Source organism: Janthinobacterium sp. SUN137 (genome assembly GCF_030587265.1).
Taxonomy (GTDB): domain Bacteria; phylum Pseudomonadota; class Gammaproteobacteria; order Burkholderiales; family Burkholderiaceae_D; genus Janthinobacterium; species Janthinobacterium kumbetense.
In genome coordinates, this window is sequence record NZ_JAPWHZ010000006.1 from 137,363 (window position 1) to 153,896 (window position 16,534).

The following is a 16,534-nucleotide window of genomic DNA, read 5'->3' on the forward strand; positions in this document are numbered from 1 at the left end:
AAAATGTTGCGTTTAATTAATGCGCTTCGTCCCAATTGCGTCCTACGCCCACTTCGGCCGTCAGCGGCACTTTCAGCGCGGCCACGCCCGCCATCAGTTCCGGCAGCTTGCGCTTGACCAGTTCCAGCTCGGCGTCCGGCACTTCCAGCACCAGTTCATCGTGCACCTGCATGATCATCTTCGTCTGCAAGTTGTCCGCTTCCAGCCAGCCTTGCACGGCGATCATGGCCAGCTTGATCAAGTCGGCGGCCGTGCCTTGCATGGGCGCGTTGATCGCCGCCCGTTCCGCGCCCTGACGGCGGGGGCCGTTCGGCGAATTAATTTCCGGCAGCCACAAACGGCGGCCGAACACGGTTTCCACGTAACCGCGCGCCTTCGCTTGCTGGCGCGTGTCTTCCATGTACTGTTTCACGCCGGAAAAACGGGCAAAGTAGCGGTCGATATAGCTTTGCGCGGCCGTGCGGTCCACGCCCAGATTACCGGCCAGGCCGAATGCGCTCATGCCGTAGATCAAACCAAAGTTGATGACCTTGGCGTAGCGGCGCTGTTCGCTCTGCACTTCCGCGGCCGGCACGCCAAAGATTTCGGCAGCCGTGGCGCGGTGAATGTCGATGCCGTCGGCAAACGCGCGCAACATGGCTTCATCGCCCGAGATGTGCGCCATGATGCGCAATTCGATCTGCGAATAGTCGGCCGAGACGATATGGCTGCCCGGCGGCGCAATAAAGGCTTCGCGGATGCGGCGGCCTTCCGCGCTGCGGATGGGAATATTCTGCAAGTTCGGGTCGTTCGACGCCAGGCGGCCCGTGACGGCCACGGCTTGCGCATAGTTCGTGTGCACGCGGCCCGTCGTGACGTTGATCATCTTCGGCAATTTATCCGTGTAGGTCGATTTCAGCTTGGCCATGCCGCGGTATTCCAGCAGCACTTTGGGCAGCGGATAATCCTCGGCCAGCTTTTGCAGCACTTCCTCATCCGTCGACGGCGCGCCCGTCGGGGTTTTCTTGACCACCGGTAGTTTCAATTTCTCAAAGAAAATTTCGCCGATCTGCTTGGGCGAGCCTAGATTAAACGGCTGCTCGGCCAGTTCATACGCCTTCTTTTCCAGTTCGAGAATCTTGACGGCCAGTTCGGCCGACTGGATGTTGAGCAATTCGTCGTCGATCAGCACGCCGTTGCGCTCGATCTTTTGCAAGACCACGGCCGTCGGCATCTCGATCTTTTCATAGATGAAGGTCAGCTTCTCATCATTCGCCACATTGCCCCACATGGCATTGTGCAAGCGCAAGGTGACGTCCGCATCCTCGGCCGCGTATTTCGCCGCCTGCTCCACTTCCACCTGGTTGAACGTAATCTGCTTGGCGCCCTTGCCGCACACGTCCTCGAACGGGATGGTCGTGTAATTCAGGTGGCGCAGGGCCAGGCTGTCCATGTCGTGCTTCTTGTGCGATTCGAACACATACGATTCGAGCAGGGTATCGTGGGCGATGCCGCGCAGAATCACGCCGTGATTGGCGAAGATGTGGCTGTCATACTTGAGGTTCTGGCCCAGCTTGGGCTTGTTCGCATCTTCCAGCCATGGACGCAGTTTCGCCAGCACGTGTTCGCGCGTCAACTGTTCCGGCGCGCCCGCGTAATCGTGGGCCAGCGGGATATAGCAGGCGGCGTGCTCTGCCACGGAGAGGGAAATGCCGACCATTTGCGCCGTCATCGGTTCCAGCGACGTGGTTTCCGTATCGACGGCCGTCAAAGCCGCCGCATCGATCAGGGCGATCCATTTGTCCAGCTGCTCGTCCGTCAGCACGGTTTCATACACGGCTTCCACGGCTGGCGCGGCGTCGGCAAACATGTCGCCCGTCGTGTTGGCCGCAGCGCCGCCAGTTGCCGGTGCGCCAACGGGCGACATCGGCGGCGGCGTGGCGCCCAGTTCGCGCAGCAGGGCCTTGAAGCCGTAGCGCTGGAAGAAGGCCAGCAGCGCTTCCTTGTCTTCGTGTTTCGCCACCAGCGAGTCGGCGATGGTCGTCATGTGTCCGGACAAGTCACAATCGGTCTTGACGGTGATCAAGGCGCGCGCCTGCGGCAGCCATGGCAGGGCCGTGCGCAGGTTTTCGCCCACGGCGCCGCCCACCTTGGCCGCGTTTTCCATCACGCCTTCCAGGCTGTCGTACAAGGTCAGCCATTTGACGGCCGTCTTCGGGCCGCACTTCGAGACGCCCGGCACGTTGTCGACCGTATCGCCGATCAGCGACAGATAATCGATGATGCGGTTCGGCGGCACGCCGAACTTGACCAGCACGGCCGCTTCATCGAGCTTTTCATTGCTCATGGTATTGATCAGGGTCACCTGGCTGTTGACCAGCTGCGCCAGGTCCTTGTCGCCCGTCGACACCACCACGTCCATGCCGGCGGCGGCCGCCTGCACGGCCAGGGTGCCGATCACGTCGTCCGCTTCCACGCCGTCGACCATCAATATCGGCCAGCCCATGGCGCGCACGGCTTCGTGGATGGGTTCGATCTGCAGGCGCAGGTCGTCCGGCATCGAGGCGCGCGTGGCCTTGTATTCCGGATACATGTCATCACGGAAAGTTTTGCCTTTGGCATCGAAAACGCAGGCGATATAGGCGGCCGGGTAATCGGCGCGCAGGCGGCGCAGCATGTTGACCATGCCGTGCATGGCGCCCGTGGGATAGCCGTCCGGGCTGCGCAGGTCGGGCAGCGCATGGAAGGCACGATAGAGGTAACTGGAACCGTCGACTAACAGCAGGGTGTTTTGCATAATGCCAATAAAATAAGGTGAGCCGCGCCAGCCGGGAAGAAACAGCGGCGGGCGGGCGGAATATCGCCCAATTATCGCAGAGTTTAGGCCCGCGCCACCGGCCGCAACGCCTGCCATTTCCGGCGTTTTTGCCACCCTGGCGGCCCCGTGCGGGCGCGCAGGCCGCCGCTGCCGGCCATTTCGGCACATTAATCAGCCGTATTAAACAGCATTGCCTACCAGTTTGTTACAATGCCTTATAGATAAATTGACGGCATTACACTACTGCACGCGCTGCAGTCCCTCACATGGAAGCGAACCCATCATGATGCGTACATCGACACTCTGGACATTCCTCGCCCTGCCCCTGCTGGCATGTTCGGCCATCGCCAGCGCCCAGACGCCGGCCAAACCGAGCGACGCGCCGCCACAACTGGAACGCATCGAGGAAATGGGCGAAGCGCCCATCACCGTGGCGCCGGCCGCGGCCAAGCAGCAGATTACCGAAAAACGCGAAGCGGGCGTGACGTCCGAAGTGAAAGTGACGAGCGGCGGCAGCACCTATTACATGAAACCGGCCGCCGGCGGCGACCAGGCCCACAGCGGCGCCCTGCGCGGCCCGCAATGGAAAGTACTGGAATTTGATCTGGGCAAGAAGAAACAGAAACAACGCGACGAAGAGGCCGCGGACGCGCCAGCGCCGCCCGCACCAGCGAAGTAAGCAGCCACTCTCTTCTGCCCTGCCCCGGCCACCTGCGGGGCAGCCGGCTTTTTTTGACCTTTTAGACCATTCCTCTCTTTCCCATGGCAGTTTTTACCGCGCTACACCTGGACGATATCGGCCAGTGGATCACGCAATTTCCACTCGGCAAACCTCTGGCGCTCAAGGGCATCGCGTCCGGCATCGAGAACAGCAATTTCTTCCTGAGCACGGAGCGCGGCGAGTATGTGCTGACGATCTTTGAAAACCTCAGCTTCGAACAATTGCCGTTTTATCTGCAGCTGATGCGCCATTTGGCGAACCGGGGCGTACTGGTGCCGGCGCCGATCGCCAATGCGGACGGCGAACTGGTGACGGCCTTGCAAGGCAAGCCGGCCGCCATCGTCAGCAAACTCGACGGCAGCTCGCAGATGGCGCCGCAAGCCGTGCATTGCGCGGCCGTGGGCGCCATGCTGGCGAAGATGCACCTGGCGGCGCAGGATTTCCCCCTGCAACAGCCGAATCTGCGGGGCCTGGACTGGTGGAACACCACCACGCCCCTCGTCCTGCACCACCTCGACGATGCCAGGGCGCATCTGCTGCGCGCGGAAATCCACTTCCAGGACGCCTTTGCTGCCTGCGATACCTATAAGGCAATCCCGCGCGGTCCCGTGCATGCCGACTTGTTCCGCAACAATGTCATGTTTGACGGCGAACAACTGACGGGCTTTTTCGACTTTTACTTTGCCGGCTGCGACACCTGGCTGTTCGACGTGGCCGTCACCGTCAACGACTGGTGCGTGGACCTGGACACGGGCGTGCTCGACACGGCAAGAGTGCGCGCCCTGCTCGACGCCTACCAGGCCGTGCGTCCGTTTACGCATGAAGAACAGACGGCATGGCAACCGATGCTGCGCGCCGCCGCGCTGCGCTTCTGGCTGTCGCGCCTGTACGATTATTACCAGCCGCGCGAAGCGGAAATGCTGACCCCGCACGATCCCACGCATTTCGAACGCATTCTGCGCGAACGTATCGCCACACCTGCTCCGGAACTGTTTTAAACATGGAAAAATTACCTGCAAGTACAGGTTGGCAATGGGTGAAACAAGGCTTCGCCCTGTTTCGCAAGCAACCTGGGGGCATGTCGATGCTGTTTCTCGGCTATATGTTCTGCATGCTGGCCGTCAGCATCGTGCCCGTGCTCGGCCAGATGCTGCCCGTCATCCTCGTCCCCGTCTTTTCCGTCGCCTTCGTGCAAGGCTGCCTGAACATCGACCAGGGCAAGCGCGTCTTGCCCAGCCTCTTGATCTCGGGCTTCCGCAAACCGGCCTTTCCTTCCCTGTTCGGCCTGGGCGTGCTGTACATCCTGATGGCCATCGTAGCCATCGGCGCCTCGACTTTGGTGGACGACGGCTTGCTGTGGCAACTGGTCACGGGGCAATTGACGGAAGAAGCGGCGCGCACCGCCATCCCCGAATCGCGCCTGGGTCTCGGCATCCTGCTGGCCATCGTGCTGTACGTGCCGGCCGCCATGGCCTTCTGCTTTGCCGCACCGCTGATCTACTGGAAACAAACCGGGCTGGGCAAGGCGCTGTTCTTCAGCTTTTTCGCCGTCTGGCGCTCGCTGTCGGCCTTCATCGTCTTCGCCGCCACCTGGTTCGCCATCAGCGTCGTCACCAGCCAGTTGCTGGCCGTCATCTTTGGCCGCACGCCGCTGATGATGCAACTGATGATGCCGCTGTCGATGATCTTGACCATCATCATGCATTGCTCGTTCTACGCCGCCTACCGCCAGATCTTCGGCTTGCCCGTCGATGAGAGCAAGACGGTGTCGCTGGACAAGCCGAACGACTGATTTTCACGCCGCATGAAAAAAGGGCAGCCTGCGCAGGCTGCCCTTTTTTATGGCCGCTCGTGTCTCAACGCCCCAATCGCTCCAGCTTGGCGATGCCCAGGTCGAGCACCTTCATGCCGTGCTGGCCGAAGTTGATCTGCGCGCGCGCATTGCCGCCGCCGCCTTCGATATTGACAATCACGCCCTCGCCGAACTTGGCGTGCGCCACGGATTCGCCGATGCGCCAGCCGCCGCCCGTGGCCTTTTGCGCGATCTTTTGCGCAATCGCATTGTCCGAACCCAGGCTGGCCAGCTTCGGTGCCTCGTCCCAGGCCGACTTGCGGTTGCCGAACCAGTTCGCCTGCACCTTCGGCGACAGCCATTTCAGCGACTCTTCCGGCAATTCGTCGAAGAAGCGCGACTTCATGTTGTAGCGCGTCTGGCCATGCAGCATGCGCGTCTGCGAAAAGCTCATATATAAGCGCTTGCGCGCGCGCGTGATGGCCACGTACATCAGCCGGCGTTCCTCTTCCACGCCGTTGTCTTCCTTCGAGCTGCTTTCGTGCGGGAACAGGCCCTCTTCCAGGCCGGTAATGAACACGTTGTCGAATTCCAGGCCCTTGGCCGAGTGCACCGTCATCATCTGCAGCGCATCCTGGCCCGCCTGCGCCTGGTTATCGCCCGCTTCCAGGGACGCGTGCGACAGGAAGGCGGAGAGCGGCGACATCACGGCCGGCAGCGGCGCGTCGGCGTCCAGGATTTCGATGCCATCCTGGTTCACGACGGGCGCGCCCGACTGCGCCTGGGCCGCTGGCCCCAAATGCGCCGGTGCGCCCTGGCCAAAACCTTCTTCGGAAATGAACTGGCTGGCCGCGCTGACCATCTGCTCCAAGTTCTCGATGCGGTCGGCGCCTTCCTTTTCATTCTGATAATGTTGCAGCAAGGTACTCGCTTCCAGCACCACTCTGACCATTTCCGGCAAGGACAATTGCTGCGTTTCGAAACGCACGCCTTCGATCAGCTTGACGAAGCCGGCCAGCACGCTGCCCGCCTTACCGGCCACGTAGGGCACGGCCGCATACAGCGAGATGCCGTACTGTTCCGACGCGGCCTGCAATTGCTCGATCGAGCGCATGCCGATGCCCCGCGTGGGGAAATTGACCACGCGCAAGAAGGCCGAATCGTTGTGCGGATTGTCCATCAATTGCAAATAAGCAATCGCGTGCTTGACCTCGGCGCGCTGGAAGTAGCGCTGGCCGCCATACACGTGATATGGAATCGCGGCCGAGAACAGCGCGTGTTCGATCACGCGCGACTGCGCATTCGAACGGTACAAGATGGCGATTTCACTGCGCGACGCGCCATCGGCGATCAGGCTTTTCGCCTCTTCGATGATCCATTGCGCTTCCTGCAAGTCGGAACTGGCTTCATACACGCGCACCTGCTCGCCATGGCCCGCGTCCGTGCGCAGATTCTTGCCCAGACGCTTGCTATTGTTCGCGATCAATACGTTGGCGCTGTCGAGGATGTGACCGTGCGAGCGGTAGTTCTGCTCCAGCTTGATCAAGTTCTTCACCTGGAACTCGTGCTCGAAGGCACTCATGTTGCCCACGTTGGCGCCGCGGAACGCATAGATGCTCTGGTCATCGTCGCCGACGGCAAACAGGGCGCCGCCATCGCGGCTGCCGTGGCCGGCCAGCAATTTGAGCCAGTTGTATTGCAGGTTGTTCGTATCCTGGAACTCGTCCACCAAAATATGGCGGAAGCGCGCCTGGTAGTGTTCGCGCAAGGGCTGGTTGCGGCTCAGCAATTCATACGTGCGCAACAGCAATTCGGCAAAATCGACGACGCCTTCGCGCTGGCACTGGTCGTCGTACAGCTGGTACAGCTCGACCATCTTGCGCTCGTGCGCGTCGTACGCTTCCACGTCCGTGGCGCGCAAGCCCTGGTCCTTGGCGTTGTTGATGAAATACATCACCGTCTTCGGCGGGAATTTTTCATCATCGATATTGTTTGCCTTCAACAAGCGCTTGATCACGGACAATTGATCCTGGGAATCGAGGATCTGGAAGGTCTGCGGCAAGGCCGCGTCGCGGTAGTGCGTGCGCAGCAAGCGGTTGCACAGGCCGTGGAAGGTGCCGATCCACATGCCGCGCGTGTTAATCGGCAGCATGGCCGACAGGCGCGTGAGCATTTCCTTGGCGGCTTTGTTGGTAAACGTCACGGCCAGGATGCCGGGCGGCGATACCTGCTGGGTCTGGATCAGCCACGCGATGCGGGTGGTCAGCACGCGGGTCTTGCCCGAACCGGCGCCCGCCAGGATCAGCGCATGCTGCGCCGGCAAGGTGACGGCAGCCAATTGTTCGGGATTGAGGTTGTGAAGAAGATTTTGCATGCCGTGATTATACCGGCATGGCTAAAAATACTGTGCATTTGTCCAGCGGTCGCGCCGGATTCGCCGCGTGCGCGCTACAATCGGCATCACTGCACAGCTGATGAAAACATGCCCATGACACCTCCCAGCCACCTCGACGGCGCCCGCGTACTGGCCTGGGCCTGGTCCGACTTGCCTTTCGGCCATGTCGCCGCTAAAGATGGCGCCGCCCCCATCGCCATCCACGGCCTGGCCGTATGCCGCTACGGGGACGAAGCGCAAGTCTACCGTTTCAGCTGCGACGCGCGCTGGGACACGGTGCAGGATGACGCATATGCCAGCGAGGACGACGCCAGGCAGTTGCCGGCGCAATACCGCGCCGTGGCCGCCGCGTGGCATACGCAGTGAAGTACGCCATCCGCACGGCCAGCAGCGCCGACCTGCCCCTGCTGGCCCAGGTCGAGCGCAGCGCCGCGGCCCTGTTTGCGCAGGCCGGCCCCGGACTGGCGTGGCTGGCGCAGGGAGAACCCTTACCATTGAGCACCTTACAGGCGCTGCAGCGCGAGGACCGCGTATGGGTGGCCGCCGATGGGCACGCTGCGCCAACAGGCTTCCTGGCCGCCGAACCGCTCGACGGGCAACTGTTCATCGTGGAATTGTCCGTTGCCCTGCCGCATCAACGGCAGGGCGTGGGCGCGCGCTTGCTCGATGCGGCAGCGGCCCATGCCCAGGCGCAGGGCTGCGCCTGCCTGACGCTCAGCACGTATCGCCACCTGCCATGGAACGCACCCTACTATGCGCGCCATGGTTTCAGCGAAATCGGGGCTGCGGCGCTGGGCGCAGGCCACGCGCTCAAGCTGGCGCGCGAAGCGCAGGACGGACACGATCCGGCGCTTCGCTGCCTGATGCGCAAGCCACTGGCCTGCTAATTGAGCACATCCTTCAGCGCACCAGCTTGGCCTTGCCTTCGCTGAGCGCCTGGGCGATCACCTGGCGCGTGGCCTTGTCCGCGATCTTGACGACTTTTTCCTGCTGGCGGCCCAGGTCGCCCATTTGCTTGCCCAGCGCTTCAATCGGCTTGCCGCGCTGCTCCATCTGGCGCGACATCTGCTCCATTTTCTCGGCCTCGCGCTCGTGTACGTCGGCGATGCGGTCGTTGATCTCTTCCATTTTGTCCTGCGCATCTTCCATCTGCTGCTGCAGGCGTTCCACGTCGCGCTCGGCCGCGCGCCGCGCCGTGTCGCTCGTCGCCAGCGCCTGGCGGCGCGAGGCGTCGCCGAGCTTGCGGCCCAGCTCCTGCTGCTGGCGGCCCAGCAAGCGCAGCTGTTCCGATTCGCGCGCGCTGCCTTTTTCCAGGCTGCGGGCTCCCATCTTGCGGCCCATTTCCCCCATGGCCTTGCCGTGCGCGCCCATTTGATCGCCAAGCGCGCTCATCTCCTTGCCCAGCTGTTTCGAGGGTTCCCATGCCGTGCGCACCTTGCCCAGCAAGGCCGCATCCTGCAGCACATAGGCCTGCCCCTGGTCGCGGAACCACAGGAACGGCCCCTTGATCGAGCGCTTGAGTTTTTCCACCTGCTCCGAGTGAATATCGCTGTCGACGACGATGACGCCCTCGCTATCCCTGGTGCCATCAACCAGCGCATAGCTTTCGCCCTTGTCGAGCGAACGGCTGACCTGCACGCTGGGCGCGGCCGGCGGGGCCGGTGGCGCGGGCGGTTGCGGCGGCTGCACGGCCAGCACGCTGCCGCCAAGCAGGATACCGGCCAGGCTGAGGATCAAACGATGGGAAGTGGTCATGGCTGCCTCGTCGCAAAAGTAGTGGAGCGTTGACTGTAGCGGCAAGCGGACCTGGCCTCCAGCGCCGTGCGACAGGCTGCAAAAAGGCCTGCCTGGATGGCAAACACCGGCGATGGATGGCATGCCGGGCAAAAAAAACGGAGGCCGCAGCCTCCGCAAAAACGCCGTGGTACGGCGTATTTCAATTAAATTTCAATTAATTAATACAGCACGACGGAGCGGATCGATTCACCGCTCTTCATCAAGTCGAAACCTTGATTGATATCATCGAGCTTCAGCCTGTGTGTGATCAAATCATCGATATTGAGCTTGCCTTCCATGTACCAGTCGACGATCTTCGGCACGTCCGTGCGACCGCGTGCGCCGCCGAAGGCGGAACCTTTCCACACGCGCCCCGTCACCAGCTGGAACGGACGGGTGGAAATTTCCTGGCCGGCCGCCGCCACGCCGATGATGATGGACTGGCCCCAGCCCTTGTGGCAGCACTCGAGCGACTGGCGCATCGTGGTGGTGTTGCCGATGCATTCGAACGAATAGTCGGCGCCGCCGTCCGTCAGCTGCACGATGGTATCGACAACGTTTTCCACCTCGTTGGCGTTGACGAAATGCGTCATGCCGAACTTGCGCGCGATCGCCTGGCGCGCCGGGTTGATGTCCACGCCGATGATTTTGTCGGCGCCGACCATCTTCGCCGCCTGGATCACGTTCAAGCCGATGCCGCCCAGGCCGAACACGACCACGTTGGCGCCCGCCTCGACCTTGGCTGTAAACAACACGGCGCCCACGCCCGTCGTCACGCCGCAGCCGATGTAGCAGACCTTGTCGAAGGGCGCGTCTTCACGGATCTTCGCCAGGGCGATTTCCGGCACGACGATGTAGTTCGAGAAGGTGGACGTGCCCATGTAGTGGAAGATGGGCTTGCCGTCGATGGAAAAGCGCGACGTCGCGTCCGGCATCAGGCCGCGGCCCTGGGTCGAGCGGATCGACTGGCACAGGTTGGTCTTTTGCGACAGGCAGAATTTGCACTGGCGGCATTCCGGCGTGTACAGGGGGATGACGTGGTCATCCTTCTTCAGGCTTTTCACGCCAGGACCCACGTCGATGACGATGCCCGCGCCTTCATGGCCGAGGATGGATGGAAAGATGCCTTCCGGATCGGCGCCCGACAGGGTGTAGTAATCGGTGTGGCAAATGCCGGTGGCCTTGATCTCGACCAGTACCTCGCCCTCGCGCGGGCCGGCCAGGTCGACTTCCTCGATGGTCAAAGGCGCGCCCGCCTTCCATGCAATCGCTGCTTTGGTTTTCATGTGTGTCCTGTGTATGGTTGAACCAGGCGCGCCAGCGCGCCGTATCGTCACATCATAACAAGGCAGGCGCCGACGTGCCACGCCGGCGCCGGTGCAACGCTTACTTGAAACACTTACTTGAAACTCTTACTTGGTTTTCGCCCGGTTCAAAAAGGCGCCGTGCAAGCCGTTCAGGGTTTCCTCGGCCAGCAGCAGCTGGCTGGCGATTTCATTGATCTTGCGGCGGCTGGAGCGGGCGTGGTCGCGCAGCACTTCGAACGCCGTGTTGCGGTCCGTCTGGAACTTGCCCATCAGCAAACCGACGGCCAGGCTCGTTTCGCGGCCGGCGGCCAGGGCCGCGTTCAGGTTCAGCTCGGTGCGGCGCAGCTGGCGGATTTCATCGGCGCGCGCCAGACCCGCTTCGAACGCCGGCATCAAGCGGCCTTCGTCGACGGGTTTGACGACATAGCCGACGGCGCCGTAGGCGGCCGCCTGCTTGCCCGATTCGCTGTCGCCGCTGCCGGACAGGAACATGAATGGCACGGCCGTTTCGCCGTGCAGGCGCTTGGCCAATTCCAGGCCGGACATGCCCGGCATGTGGATGTCGAGCAAGGCCAGGTCAGGCTCGCGCTGGGCGATCAGCTGCAGCGCCACTTCGGCCGAATGGGCCAGGGCCGTCTCGTAGCCGGCATGGCGCAGGACTTCGCCAAGGAATTCCAACAGGAGCTGGTCATCGTCAACGATCAGGATAAGGCGTTTCGCGGCGGCTGGCTGACTCATGGGTAAAGGGACCTCGGTAATGAATGATGCCCTTATTATATGCCGATTATTCGCCAAATCCGCCCCCTCACGCCTCCCCGGCCTGCGCAAACAGCAGATTGAATTGCTGCACTGCAATATCCACATCGTCCGCCTGAGATCCCTTGCCAAATACGCTGCTGATCGCCGCCACCATGTCGGCCCCGCGCGCCACCAGCGGCGCCGCGTTCTCCGGCGTCATGCCGCCGATCACCACGCAGGGCAAGGCGATTTCGCGTTTCGCCTGCAGCACGATATCGGGCGGCGTCGTCACCGGATACTTTTTCACCAGCGATGGATAAAAGCCGCCGAAGGCCACGTAGCTGGCCCCGCCCTCTGCTGCCGTGCGCGCCAGGGCCATGTCGCCATAGCAGGAAGCGCCGACGATCTTGTCCTTGCCCAGGCGCGCGCGTACCTGCGCGACGGACGCATCCGTGCCGCCCACGTGCACGCCGTCCGCGTCCAGCTCTTCGCACAGCTCGAGAAAATCGTTGACGATGAAAGGCACGCCATACTTGCGGGCCAGGGCCAGCAAGGCGCCCGCCTGTTCGCGCCGCTGCTCCGCGTCGGCGCTCTTGTGGCGGTATTGCAGCAGAGCCACGCCGCCGTGCAAAGCCTGCTCCGTGATATCGAGCAGGCGGTCGGTGTCATCCCAGTTCGGGGTGACCAGATACAGTCCACGCATGATGTTTTCCTTATTCAATGAATCGTTGCGGCATGAGTTGACCTGGCGCAATCGCATACGCGCCGGCCAGGGCCGCATGGCAATAGGCTTGCGCCCGGTCAAGCGCTTGCGCCAGCGGCTGGCCCAATGCCAGGCGGGCCGCGATGGCCGACGCCAACGTGCAGCCGCTGCCATGAAACTCTCCGGGCAGGCGCGGCCAGCGCCACTCGCGCGCACCCCCATCACCGTCCAGCCAGCAGTTGACGATCTCCTCGCCGTCGCCGTGGCCGCCCGTCACCAGCACGTGTCCACAGCCTTGCGCGCGCAGGTTATCTGCGCCACCGAGGGCCAGCGCTTCCGGCCCGTTCGGTACGATGACGGTAGTCATCGGCAGCAAGGGCGCCAGTGCCAGCACGGCGTCGTCCCGGCTGAGCACGTCGCCATGGCCGCTGGCCAGTACGGGATCGAGCACGACAGGCAAGTTCGGCCGGGCCAGCCGCAAGTGGGCGATCAGTTGCGCGATGACGGCCGCATTCGCCGCGCTGCCGGGGATGCCGATTTTCACGGCATCGATGGCAACCTTGGCGATCAGCGCCTGCGCCTGGCGGCGCAGCAGCGCCGGCGCCACAGGCTCGACAGCAAACACGCGGTCGTTGTCCTGCACCGTCAGCGCCGTGATCACGGGCAAGGCATGCGCGCCCTGCGCCGCAATCGCTAGAATATCGGCGGCGATGCCGGCGCCGCCCGACGGGTCGGCACCGGCAAACACGAGCACGGTGCGACGTTGCAGCGCCATCACGCCAGCCGGCCCGCCATCGGCGACGAAGGCGAGGCGGCGAACTTGCGCGGCATGCGGCCCGCCAGAAACGCTTCGCGCCCGGCCCGCACAGCCAGTTTCATCGCATGCGCCATACGCACGGGGTCGCGCGCGCCGGCAATCGCTGTATTCATCAGCACGCCATCGCAACCGAGTTCCATGGCGATGGCCGCGTCCGACGCCGTCCCCACGCCCGCATCGACGAGCACGGGCACTTTCGCCTGGTCGATGATCAAGGACAAGTTCCACGGGTTCAAGATGCCCATGCCCGAACCGATCAGTGACGCCAGCGGCATGACGGCCACGCAGCCGATGTCTTCCAGAATCTTCGCCTGGATCGGATCGTCGCTGCAGTAGACCATCACGTCGAAGCCATCCTTGACCAGCGCTTCGGCCGCGACCAGGGTTTCCGGCATGTGCGGAAACAGCGTCTTTTCATCGCCCAGCACTTCCAGTTTCACCAGATTGCGCCCGCCCAGGAGTTCGCGCGCCAGTTGCAGGGTGTACACGGCATCCTTGGCGTTGTAGCAGCCGGCCGTGTTCGGCAAAATCGTGTACTGGTCGGGCGGCACGAAGTCCAGCAGGCTGGGCGCGTTCGGATCTTGCCCGATATTCACCCTGCGGATCGCCACCGTGATGATCTGCGCCTCGGCCGCGTCCGTCGCTTCGCGCGTCTGCGGCAAATCCTTGTACTTGCCGCTGCCCACCAGCAGGCGCGATCGATACTGTTTGCCTGCGATGGTCAGCAGGTCGTTGTTTGTTGCGGTATGCATGTGCGTTTCCTTGTCTATTCTCAACTTAACCGCCGCCAATCGCGCGTACGATTTCCACTCGGTCCTGGGTTTCCAGGACCCTGTCCTGCCACGCCTTGCGCGGCACGACGCTGCGGTTGACGGCCAGCGCCAGCGCCTGGTTTTCCAGCGACAGCGCGGCGATCAATTGGTCCAGGGTTTGCCCCGGCGGCACCTGGTGCGGCGCGCCGTTGAGCGTGATGTCGATCAATGCAGTCATCACGCCCTCCTTCAGACCTTGCGGTACAGCTCGGCGCCGTTCTTGATGAATTCGATGGCTTTCACCTCCATCCCCTGCTGCAGCGCCTTGTCTTCCGCGATGCCCATGCCGGCCGCGTATTCGCGCACTTCCTGCGTGATCTTCATCGAGCAGAAATGCGGGCCGCACATGGAGCAGAAATGCGCCACCTTGGCCGAATCCTTGGGCAAGGTTTCATCGTGGAATTCGCGCGCCTTGTCCGGGTCCAGGCCGATGTTGAACTGGTCGTCCCAGCGGAATTCGAAGCGGGCTTTCGACAGCGCGTTGTCGCGGATTTGCGCGCCCGGATGGCCTTTCGCCAGGTCGGCCGCGTGCGCGGCGATCTTGTACGTGATGATGCCGTCCTTGACGTCCGCCTTGTTCGGCAAGCCCAGGTGTTCCTTCGGCGTCACGTAGCACAGCATGGCCGTGCCATACCAGCCGATCATGGCCGCGCCGATGCCCGAAGTGATGTGGTCGTAGCCGGGCGCGATATCCGTCGTCAGCGGCCCCAAGGTGTAGAACGGCGCCTCGCCGCACTGTTCCAGCTGCAAGTCCATGTTTTCCTTGATCAATTGCATGGGCACGTGGCCCGGACCTTCGATCATCACTTGCACGTCGTGCTTCCAGGCAACTTGCGTCAGCTCGCCCAAGGTTTTCAATTCGCCCAGTTGCGCTTCGTCGTTGGCGTCGTAGATGGAGCCGGGGCGCAAGCCGTCGCCCAGCGAGAACGACACGTCATACGCCTTCATGATTTCGCAGATCTCTTCGAAATGCGTGTAGAGGAACGATTCCTGGTGGTGCGCCAGACACCATTTCGCCATGATGGAGCCGCCGCGCGAAACGATGCCCGTCAGGCGCTTGGCTGTCATCGGCACATAGCGCAGCAGCACGCCCGCGTGGATGGTGAAATAATCGACGCCCTGCTCGGCCTGCTCGATCAGGGTGTCGCGGAAAATTTCCCAAGTCAGATCTTCCGCCTTGCCATTGACCTTTTCCAGCGCCTGGTAGATGGGCACTGTGCCGATGGGCACGGGGCTGTTGCGCACGATCCATTCGCGCGTCTCGTGGATATGTTTACCTGTGGACAGGTCCATCACATTGTCGCCGCCCCAGCGGATGGCCCAGGTCATCTTTTCCACTTCCTCGCCGATGGAAGACGTCACGGCGGAATTGCCGATATTCGCATTGATTTTCACCAGGAAATTGCGGCCGATAATCATCGGTTCGACTTCCGGGTGATTGATATTGGCGGGGATGATGGCGCGGCCGCGGGCGATTTCCTCGCGCACGAATTCCGGCGTGATTTCGACCGGGATGCTGGCGCCGAAGGACTGGCCCGGGTGCTGGCGGCCCATCAGGTCGGCCAGGCGCTCGCCCATGGGGCCGGAAGCCTTGAGCTCGCGCAAATACTCCTGGCGGCGCATGTTTTCGCGGATGGCAACGAATTCCATTTCCGGCGTGATGATGCCTTGGCGCGCGTAATGCATTTGCGTCACGTTCTTGCCGGCGATGGCGCGGCGCGGCTTGCGGTGCAAATTGAAACGCAGCTCGGCCAGCTTCGGGTCCGCCAGGCGGGCGATGCCGTAGTCGGAGGTAGGGCCGGGCAATTCTTCCGTGTCGGCACGCTCCATGATCCATGGCAGGCGCGGCGTATCGAGGCCGGAGCGGATGTCGATATTCACGTCCGGGTCCGTGTACGGGCCGGATGTGTCGTAGACGTAGATCGGCGGATTCTTTTCGCCGCCGAACGACGCTTCCGTGTCGGACTGGCTGATCTCGCGCATGGGCACGCGGATGTCGGGACGGCTGCCTTGCACGTAAATCTTGCGCGAATTGGGCAGCGGCGCGATGGCGGCTTCGTCGACCGTGGCGGTGGCGGAGAGGAATTTCGGGTTGGCGTTCATTTTGGCTCCTTGGCTAGACTATTTTTAAGCCTGGAGCCAGCTAAGGAGGTTCGGAATTGCGCACGCGGAAAAGCGGGGTGCAGTCATCCTAAAGCTTCCCTTCGCTGGCATTATCCAGATCAGGTTCGGAGGGTATTTCTCACCCGCGCTTGCACCGTGTTTCCACAGCGAAAGGCAGGACCCCTAGCGTTTGCCGCCTTGCGGCAGCGAGCCAATTATACGCGGTTCACGCCGCGTGGCCAGATGATTTCTTGCAGGTGTCGTCTTTGCGCATCTGCTGCATTGCAACAGACGCCATCGCGCTTATTTCTTCTTGCCCCAGCGCCAGCTGGTCGGTTCGCCCTTCAGCTGGCAGATGAAAATGAGCACGGCAACGATGGCCACTTCATAGACGATGTAGCCGACCAGCATGGTTTGCGGAGGGAACAGGAAGGCGCCGCAGGCGAACAGCGCCAGCGCGGCCAGGAACACCAGCCAGCCTTGCCAGGTGATGGGCAAGCCCCAGCCCCAGCCATAGGTCTTGGCGGGGAACCAGTAGGAGGGAGATTTGTCGGTCATGATTTTTCCTGGTCT

Annotated in this window: 16 protein-coding genes and 1 riboswitch; of the genes, 5 read left to right on the forward strand and 11 right to left on the reverse strand. The window is 62.4% G+C overall.

Annotated elements, in window-relative coordinates:
- Nucleotides 1-16: 16 nt before the first annotated feature.
- Nucleotides 17-2,776, reverse strand: coding sequence for a DNA polymerase I (gene polA / locus O3298_RS27255; RefSeq protein ID WP_305061019.1), 2,760 nt, complete (start codon nt 2,774-2,776; stop codon nt 17-19).
- A gap of 304 nt (nt 2,777-3,080) precedes the next feature.
- Between polA and O3298_RS27260 the strand changes: the two genes are divergently transcribed.
- The 3 genes from O3298_RS27260 (at nt 3,081) to O3298_RS27270 (ending at nt 5,310) form a co-directional block, all read left to right on the forward strand.
- Nucleotides 3,081-3,476 carry a hypothetical protein gene (locus O3298_RS27260; RefSeq protein WP_070278239.1) on the forward strand — a complete coding sequence of 132 codons (396 nt, stop codon included), beginning with the start codon at nt 3,081-3,083 and terminating at the stop codon, nt 3,474-3,476.
- A gap of 83 nt (nt 3,477-3,559) precedes the next feature.
- Nucleotides 3,560-4,516 carry a homoserine kinase gene (locus O3298_RS27265; protein WP_305061020.1) on the forward strand — a complete coding sequence of 319 codons (957 nt, stop codon included), beginning with the start codon at nt 3,560-3,562 and terminating at the stop codon, nt 4,514-4,516.
- A 2-nt stretch (nt 4,517-4,518) separates the two neighbouring features.
- On the forward strand, nt 4,519-5,310 hold the full coding sequence (locus tag O3298_RS27270; RefSeq protein WP_034784808.1) for a BPSS1780 family membrane protein: 792 nt from the start codon (nt 4,519-4,521) through the stop codon (nt 5,308-5,310).
- Between the two features lie 64 nt (nt 5,311-5,374).
- Here O3298_RS27270 and O3298_RS27275 read toward each other — a convergent pair whose 3' ends face one another.
- On the reverse strand, nt 5,375-7,684 hold the full coding sequence (locus tag O3298_RS27275) for a UvrD-helicase domain-containing protein (protein WP_099665494.1): 2,310 nt from the start codon (nt 7,682-7,684) through the stop codon (nt 5,375-5,377).
- Between the two features lie 114 nt (nt 7,685-7,798).
- Here O3298_RS27275 and O3298_RS27280 point away from each other — a divergent pair, with 114 nt between their 5' ends.
- Together O3298_RS27280 and O3298_RS27285 are read left to right on the forward strand one after the other, a co-directional pair.
- A complete protein-coding gene (locus O3298_RS27280) occupies nt 7,799-8,071 on the forward strand; it encodes a hypothetical protein (protein ID WP_305061021.1) in 273 nt (90 codons plus the stop codon).
- Entirely contained in the window at nt 8,056-8,592 is a 537-nt protein-coding gene (locus O3298_RS27285; RefSeq protein WP_305061022.1) for a GNAT family N-acetyltransferase, read from the forward strand. The genes O3298_RS27280 and O3298_RS27285 overlap by 16 nt, the downstream gene beginning before the upstream one ends.
- Before the next feature lie 13 nt (nt 8,593-8,605).
- Here the strand turns inward: O3298_RS27285 and O3298_RS27290 are convergent, their stop codons facing one another.
- From O3298_RS27290 to O3298_RS27330, 9 genes are all read right to left on the reverse strand, one after another.
- Nucleotides 8,606-9,460: a hypothetical protein gene (locus tag O3298_RS27290; RefSeq protein ID WP_305061023.1), complete on the reverse strand. Its 855-nt coding sequence runs from the start codon at nt 9,458-9,460 to the stop codon at nt 8,606-8,608.
- Nucleotides 9,461-9,660: 200 nt separating this feature from the next.
- Nucleotides 9,661-10,767 carry an S-(hydroxymethyl)glutathione dehydrogenase/class III alcohol dehydrogenase gene (locus O3298_RS27295; RefSeq protein ID WP_305061024.1) on the reverse strand — a complete coding sequence of 369 codons (1,107 nt, stop codon included), beginning with the start codon at nt 10,765-10,767 and terminating at the stop codon, nt 9,661-9,663.
- Between the two features lie 126 nt (nt 10,768-10,893).
- Nucleotides 10,894-11,526 (reverse strand): ANTAR domain-containing response regulator, encoded by a 633-nt coding sequence (locus O3298_RS27300; RefSeq protein ID WP_034749164.1) that lies wholly within the window; start codon nt 11,524-11,526, stop codon nt 10,894-10,896.
- 67 nt (nt 11,527-11,593) lie between these two features.
- Nucleotides 11,594-12,229 carry a thiamine phosphate synthase gene (gene thiE / locus O3298_RS27305; protein ID WP_305061025.1) on the reverse strand — a complete coding sequence of 212 codons (636 nt, stop codon included), beginning with the start codon at nt 12,227-12,229 and terminating at the stop codon, nt 11,594-11,596.
- A gap of 10 nt (nt 12,230-12,239) precedes the next feature.
- Nucleotides 12,240-13,004, reverse strand: a complete 765-nt coding sequence (locus O3298_RS27310) for a hydroxymethylpyrimidine/phosphomethylpyrimidine kinase (protein ID WP_305061026.1) — start codon at nt 13,002-13,004, stop codon at nt 12,240-12,242.
- Nucleotides 13,004-13,798, reverse strand: a complete 795-nt coding sequence (locus O3298_RS27315; protein ID WP_305061027.1) for a thiazole synthase — start codon at nt 13,796-13,798, stop codon at nt 13,004-13,006. The genes O3298_RS27310 and O3298_RS27315 overlap by 1 nt, the downstream gene beginning before the upstream one ends.
- A 25-nt stretch (nt 13,799-13,823) precedes the next feature.
- Nucleotides 13,824-14,027: a sulfur carrier protein ThiS gene (thiS, locus tag O3298_RS27320; RefSeq protein ID WP_305061071.1), complete on the reverse strand. Its 204-nt coding sequence runs from the start codon at nt 14,025-14,027 to the stop codon at nt 13,824-13,826.
- A 20-nt stretch (nt 14,028-14,047) separates the two neighbouring features.
- A complete protein-coding gene (gene thiC, locus O3298_RS27325; protein ID WP_099665500.1) occupies nt 14,048-15,961 on the reverse strand; it encodes a phosphomethylpyrimidine synthase ThiC in 1,914 nt (637 codons plus the stop codon).
- Between the two features lie 79 nt (nt 15,962-16,040).
- Nucleotides 16,041-16,156, reverse strand: a riboswitch (TPP riboswitch).
- Nucleotides 16,157-16,264: 108 nt separating this feature from the next.
- The gene (locus tag O3298_RS27330) at nt 16,265-16,519 is read right to left on the reverse strand and encodes a hypothetical protein (RefSeq protein WP_077399591.1); all 255 of its coding nucleotides are present in this window, start codon (nt 16,517-16,519) and stop codon (nt 16,265-16,267) included.
- Nucleotides 16,520-16,534: the final 15 nt, after the last annotated feature.

Bases quoted from the DNA above. Each gene is read 5' to 3' on its own strand.
- polA (WP_305061019.1), bottom strand. From the start codon at position 2,776: ATGCAAAACACCCTGCTGTTAGTCGACGGTTCCAGTTACCTCTATCGT.
- O3298_RS27260 (WP_070278239.1), top strand. From the start codon at position 3,081: ATGATGCGTACATCGACACTCTGGACATTCCTCGCCCTGCCCCTGCTG.
- O3298_RS27265 (WP_305061020.1), top strand. From the start codon at position 3,560: ATGGCAGTTTTTACCGCGCTACACCTGGACGATATCGGCCAGTGGATC.
- O3298_RS27270 (WP_034784808.1), top strand. From the start codon at position 4,519: ATGGAAAAATTACCTGCAAGTACAGGTTGGCAATGGGTGAAACAAGGC.
- O3298_RS27275 (WP_099665494.1), bottom strand. From the start codon at position 7,684: ATGCAAAATCTTCTTCACAACCTCAATCCCGAACAATTGGCTGCCGTC.
- O3298_RS27280 (WP_305061021.1), top strand. From the start codon at position 7,799: ATGACACCTCCCAGCCACCTCGACGGCGCCCGCGTACTGGCCTGGGCC.
- O3298_RS27290 (WP_305061023.1), bottom strand. From the start codon at position 9,460: ATGACCACTTCCCATCGTTTGATCCTCAGCCTGGCCGGTATCCTGCTT.
- O3298_RS27295 (WP_305061024.1), bottom strand. From the start codon at position 10,767: ATGAAAACCAAAGCAGCGATTGCATGGAAGGCGGGCGCGCCTTTGACC.
- O3298_RS27300 (WP_034749164.1), bottom strand. From the start codon at position 11,526: ATGAGTCAGCCAGCCGCCGCGAAACGCCTTATCCTGATCGTTGACGAT.
- thiE (WP_305061025.1), bottom strand. From the start codon at position 12,229: ATGCGTGGACTGTATCTGGTCACCCCGAACTGGGATGACACCGACCGC.
- O3298_RS27310 (WP_305061026.1), bottom strand. From the start codon at position 13,004: ATGGCGCTGCAACGTCGCACCGTGCTCGTGTTTGCCGGTGCCGACCCG.
- O3298_RS27315 (WP_305061027.1), bottom strand. From the start codon at position 13,798: ATGCATACCGCAACAAACAACGACCTGCTGACCATCGCAGGCAAACAG.
- thiC (WP_099665500.1), bottom strand. From the start codon at position 15,961: ATGAACGCCAACCCGAAATTCCTCTCCGCCACCGCCACGGTCGACGAA.
- O3298_RS27330 (WP_077399591.1), bottom strand. From the start codon at position 16,519: ATGACCGACAAATCTCCCTCCTACTGGTTCCCCGCCAAGACCTATGGC.